At 57.2% G+C, this 5,220-nt stretch carries 4 protein-coding genes and 2 pseudogenes; all 6 read left to right on the forward strand.

Annotation, left to right across the window (positions count from 1 at the left end; translation table 11 throughout):
- A pseudogene (locus AB0H43_RS38880) lies at window positions 1-426 on the forward strand (2,3-bisphosphoglycerate-independent phosphoglycerate mutase); the annotation flags it as partial.
- A gap of 9 nt (window positions 427-435) precedes the next feature.
- Window positions 436-1,770: a murein hydrolase activator EnvC gene (gene envC, locus AB0H43_RS38885; protein WP_025304680.1), complete on the forward strand. Its 1,335-nt coding sequence runs from the start codon at window positions 436-438 to the stop codon at window positions 1,768-1,770.
- A 2-nt stretch (window positions 1,771-1,772) separates the two neighbouring features.
- Window positions 1,773-2,726 (forward strand): divergent polysaccharide deacetylase family protein, encoded by a 954-nt coding sequence (locus AB0H43_RS38890; protein WP_049205333.1) that lies wholly within the window; start codon window positions 1,773-1,775, stop codon window positions 2,724-2,726.
- 88 nt (window positions 2,727-2,814) lie between these two features.
- Window positions 2,815-4,060 (forward strand): annotated as a pseudogene (locus AB0H43_RS38895) (IS3 family transposase).
- 81 nt (window positions 4,061-4,141) lie between these two features.
- The gene (bfd, locus tag AB0H43_RS38900; RefSeq protein WP_015379266.1) at window positions 4,142-4,336 is read left to right on the forward strand and encodes a bacterioferritin-associated ferredoxin; all 195 of its coding nucleotides are present in this window, start codon (window positions 4,142-4,144) and stop codon (window positions 4,334-4,336) included.
- Window positions 4,337-4,409: 73 nt separating this feature from the next.
- Entirely contained in the window at window positions 4,410-4,889 is a 480-nt protein-coding gene (gene bfr, locus AB0H43_RS38905; protein ID WP_360008690.1) for a bacterioferritin, read from the forward strand.
- Window positions 4,890-5,220 lie beyond the last annotated feature (331 nt).

Here is a 5,220-nt window from a genome sequence, read left to right on the forward strand (position 1 = left end):
GAGATGAGCGCCGCCGAGCTGACCGACAAACTGCTGAGCGCCATCCGCAGCGGCAAATACGACGCCATTATCTGCAACTACCCGAACGGCGACATGGTGGGGCATACCGGCGTGTATGAAGCAGCGGTCAAAGCGGTGGAGACGCTGGATGCCTGCATCGCCCAGGTGGTTGACGCGGTGCGCGACGTCGACGGCCAACTGCTGATCACCGCCGATCACGGCAACGCCGAGCAGATGCGCGATCCGGCCACCGGCCAGGCGCATACCGCCCACACCAGCCTGCCGGTACCGCTGATTTACGTCGGCAAACCGGCACGGGCGATCGAAGGCGGCAAGCTTTCGGACATCGCGCCAACCCTGTTAACGCTGATGGGAATGGAAATCCCGCAAGAGATGACTGGTAAGCCGCTGTTCATCGTGGAATAATCCTTCTCCATGAGGGAGAAGGCGTTTTTTGCACTATCAAGGGTAACCCGAAGCGCAAACGCAGGCAGCCGGCCGCTGCCTGAACGCACCGCGCCAAGGACGTTCACCGCCATGTGCGCCAGCGTATTTTGCGCTGGCGTCTTGCTGTTGCCGCTCGCCGGCCAGGCGGCGGAAGACAATAAATCCCAGCTGAAAGACATCCAGCAGAGCATCGCCGAGAAAGAAAAAGCGGTGAAGCAGCAGCAGCAGCAGCGCAGCTCGCTGCAGGATCAGCTGCGTCAGCAGGAAAAAACCATCGCCCAGGCCAGCCGCCAGTTGCGCGACACCCAGGGCACGCTCACCCAGTTGAGCAAGGATATTTCCGGCCTGAACGCCTCGATAGCCAAACTGCAAAAGCAGCAATCGACCCAACAAAACCTCCTCGCCAAACAGCTCGACGCCGCCTTCCGGCAAGGGCAGCACAGCGCCGTGCAGCTGATCCTCAGCGGTGAAGAAAGCCAGCGCAGCGAACGTATTCTGGCCTATTTCGGCTATCTGAACGAAGCGCGCCAGAAAACCATCGAAGAGCTGAAACAGACCCGCGCCGAGCTGGCGAAGCAAAAAACCACGCTGGTGGCCAAACAGGGCCAGCAAAAGTCCTTACTGAGCGAACAACAAACACAGCAGCAGAAGCTGGAGCAGGCGCGCGGCGCCCGCAAGAAAACGCTGACCGCGCTGGAAGCCTCGCTAGAAAAAGACCAACAACGCCTGGTGGAACTGCGCCAAAACGAAGCCCGCATGCGCGACAAGATCGCCCGGGCGGAGCGCGAAGCCCGTGCGCGCGCCGAACGCGAAGCGCGTGAAGCGGCCAAAGTGCGCGAACAGGTGCGCATCAAGGAACAGCAGGCGAAGAAAACCGGCACCACCTACAAACCTAGCGAAGCCGATCGCTCGCTGATGGCGCGCACCGGCGGTCTCGGTCGTCCGGCCGGCCAGCTGATGTGGCCGGTACGCGGCCGCACGCTGCACGGCTTTGGCGAACAGCAGCAGGGCGAGCTACGCTGGAAAGGCATGGTGATTGAGGCCCGCGAAGGTAGCGAAGTGAAAGCCGTCGCCGATGGCCGCGTGCTGCTGGCCGACTGGCTGCAAGGCTATGGCCTGATGGTGGTGGTCGAACACGGTAAAGGCGACATGAGCGTGTACGGCTACAACCAAAGCGCGTTGGTCAACGTCGGGGCGCAGGTGCGCGCCGGCCAGCCGATCGCGCTGGTCGGCACCAGCGGCGGCCAGGGAACGCCGTCGCTCTATTTCGAAATCCGTCGTCAGGGACAGGCGGTTAACCCACTGCCGTGGTTGGGAAGATAGATTTGCACTATGTCAAAACCCGTACAGCTCTGTTAATAGGCTGTCTGCTGCAGGTTTACGCTGCGCAGGCAGGAAAACTCTCCATCGTCATCGATGACGTGGGCTACCGCCCTCACGAAGAAAACGCAGTGCTGCAAATGCCGACGGCGATCTCGGTTGCGGTATTGCCCAACGCGCCGCATGCCCGCCTGATGGCCACTCGCGCCCACAGCCAGGGCCGCGAAGTCTTGATCCACATGCCAATGGCGCCGCTCAGCAAGCAGCCGCTGGAGCGCGATACCCTGCAGCCAGCCATGAGCAGCGACGAGATCCAGCGCATCATCCGCAACGCGGTGAACAATGTGCCTTACGCGGTCGGCATGAACAACCACATGGGCAGCGCCATGACCTCCAGCCTGCCGGGCATGCAGAAAGTGATGCAGGCGCTCGAAAGCTACCGCCTGTACTTCCTCGACAGCATGACCATCGGCAACAGCCAGGCGACCCGCGCCGCGGCCGGCACCGGCGTGAAAGTGATCAAACGCAAGGTGTTCCTCGACGATACCGCGAACGAAGCCGACATCCGCCGCCAGTTCAATCGCGCGGTTGAATTGGCGCGGCGCAACGGTTCCGCCATCGCCATCGGGCATCCACGTCCGGCGACGGTGAAAGTGCTGCAGCAGATGCTGCCGTCGCTGCCCGCCGATATCGTGCTGGTCAAACCGAGCGCGCTGCTGAACGAACCGCAGGGCAACGGCGGCGGCAGCTACGTTCCACCGCCGGTCAAACCGCAAAAACCGCAGCCGAAAAATCCGTTCAGCGGTGGCATCAAACAGTGCAAGGTCAAACCGCCGAAGGAAAAAGCCAACGCCGGCACCGCGCTGGGCGTCATCGCCGACAGCATAGCCACCTCGCCGCCGGTGACCTTCATCAAGCGTCATTGGCAACACTGGACGCAAGCCAAACCGCAAGCATAAAAAAAGGCCGGAATTCCGGCCTTTTTCACGTCTGTGACCCGTCCTGAATAGCGTTGACACATTTTACTCACGCACAGAGGAAAATGTGATGAACCAGTATATTAAACGCACACAACGCGATTACTCTCTATCCTTTAAACTGGCTGTCGTCGAACAGGTCGAAAAAGGCGAGATGACATACCGCCAGGCGCAAGATCGCTACGGTATCCAAGGCAGCCAGACTGTCATGAACTGGCTGCGCAAATACGGTCAACTTGACTGGCGAACTTCTCCTTCCACCAGAACGTGCGGAGACAACATGCCCAAACTCCCCCTGACGCCCGAACAGCGTATTAAAGAACTTGAGCAGCAACTGGCTGAATCTGAAGTCAAAGCCCAGTTCTTCGAAGCTGTCGTCAAAGTGATGAACACCGACTTTGGCGCCACGCTGACAAAAAAGCAGCTAACCGCCTTATCGCGCAAACACAAGTACCGGGACTCACAGTAACGCGGGCCTGCCGATGGATGGGCATCAGCCGACAAGCGTGGTATCAGTCCCTGCAGCGTGAAGCAGGCAAAGAGGAGCAGGCCCGGCATCTCGTCGAACAGGTGACGGCCATCCGCTTGCACCAACCCCGACTGGGGACACGTAAGCTGCATCACCTGTTGCGGCAACACCCCGAACCGGCGTTGCATGTGGGCCGTGACCGGTTGTTCAGTATCCTGCGCTGCGCGCGGTTACTGGTGATGCCTAAACGGGCGTATCACAAGACGACGCACAGCCATCATCGTTTTTATCGCCATCCCAACCTGCTAAAAGCGGGAGACAATCAAGTAATAGCCAGCCGTCCGGAACAGGTATGGGTGGCGGATATCACCTACCTGCCGCTGAGAACGGGGACGGCGTATGTCAGCCTGGTAACGGATGCCTGGTCGAGAAAAATCGTGGGATATCACGTGCATGACAGTCTGCATACCCGGCATGTCGCCTGCGCGTTCAAAATGGCACTGGCCGGCAGACGCACGGCGTTGCCGTTGGTGCATCACTCGGACAGGGGTATCCAGTACTGCTCGCAGGAATATCAGGCGTTACATCAGCAGTATGGCGTCATCTGCTCGATGACGGACGGGTATGACTGTTATCAGAACGCGCTGGCGGAACGGATAAACGGGATACTCAAAACGGAATACCTGCTCGGCAGGCCAGAAGATATCGCGCAGGCAAGAAAGATGGTCAGGGAGTCGGTGAACCTCTACAACACGCGGCGGCCGCACTTGTCGCTGAAATACAAAACGCCCGATGAGGTTCATCGGGCGTTATCCGGTTGAAAAGTGTCAACCTATATCAGGACTAGTCACAATTTGCTCAAATCTTAATTGAAATAAAAACCATTCCTATTTAGACTCAATGCATTGGTTAAGAAGTGAGTCTCTCTATGTATGTATGTCTGTGTAATGCGGTGACTGACAAAGCGATCCGTAATGCGGTGCGTCAGCACAATCCCCATACCATGAAGCAGCTGCGTGAACTTGTGCCGATTGGTACCGATTGTGGAAAGTGCATTCGTCAGGCAAGACAGATTATGGTGGAGGAACGCGGAACTATCATCCCAATGCATGAAGTTGCCTAACAAAGGGTAAGGTTATTTTTGACTCTTGGCTTACAGGTTCTACACTTTTAGAACTGGCCAGGAGGAGTTACCTATGAAAGGCGATAAAAAGATCATTGCTCACCTCAACAAGCTGCTCGGCAACGAGCTGGTTGCCATCAATCAATATTTCCTGCACGCCCGCATGTTCAAGAATTGGGGCTTAATGCGCCTCAACGACAAGGAATACCACGAGTCGATCGACGAAATGAAACATGCAGATCGCTACATCGAGCGTATCCTGTTCCTGGAAGGGCTTCCTAACCTGCAAGATCTCGGCAAGCTGAACATCGGCGAAGATATTGAAGAGATGCTGCGTTCCGATCTGGCTCTGGAGCTGGCTGGTGCCAAGAACCTGCGTGAAGGTATCGCCTATGCCGATTCTATTCACGATTATGTCAGCCGCGATTTGATGATCGATATCCTGGTCGATGAAGAAGAGCATATCGACTGGCTGGAAACCGAGCTGGGCCTCATCGCTCGCCTCGGTATTCAAAACTATGCCCAGGCCCAGATTTTGGAGCGCAAAGAGTAAAGCCTTCAGCCTATTCGCCATTGCCTCTCCTGCCGGCGGCCGTTTTCACGGCGGGGCAGGGGAGAGCTCAACCCACCCTAAGCATAATTCATTCCCTGCTCACCGTGCTAACCCGCAAACTGACACTGAACGCGCAAAAATGACGATTTCCTGAGCATATTCCCAACTGCGGCTTGCTTCCTGGGCCATTTTGCGTATAATGCGCGGGCTTACCTAATCTTGGTAAGCCTGATTTTAGCGAATCAGTCGATTGGCAGGCCTTTTTTGCCTTTCGAACAATACTCCCGATATGGGGGTTATATGTTGACGATTACACTCCCCCATCAATCGA

This window comes from Hamadaea sp. NPDC050747, assembly GCF_040654195.1.
Lineage (GTDB): Bacteria > Actinomycetota > Actinomycetes > Mycobacteriales > Micromonosporaceae > Hamadaea.

Excerpts from the sequence above, each read along its gene's own strand:
- envC (WP_025304680.1), top strand. The coding sequence starts at position 436 with ATGAGGGAGAAGGCGTTTTTTGCACTATCAAGGGTAACCCGAAGCGCA.
- bfd (WP_015379266.1), top strand. The coding sequence starts at position 4,142 with ATGTATGTATGTCTGTGTAATGCGGTGACTGACAAAGCGATCCGTAAT.
- bfr (WP_360008690.1), top strand. The coding sequence starts at position 4,410 with ATGAAAGGCGATAAAAAGATCATTGCTCACCTCAACAAGCTGCTCGGC.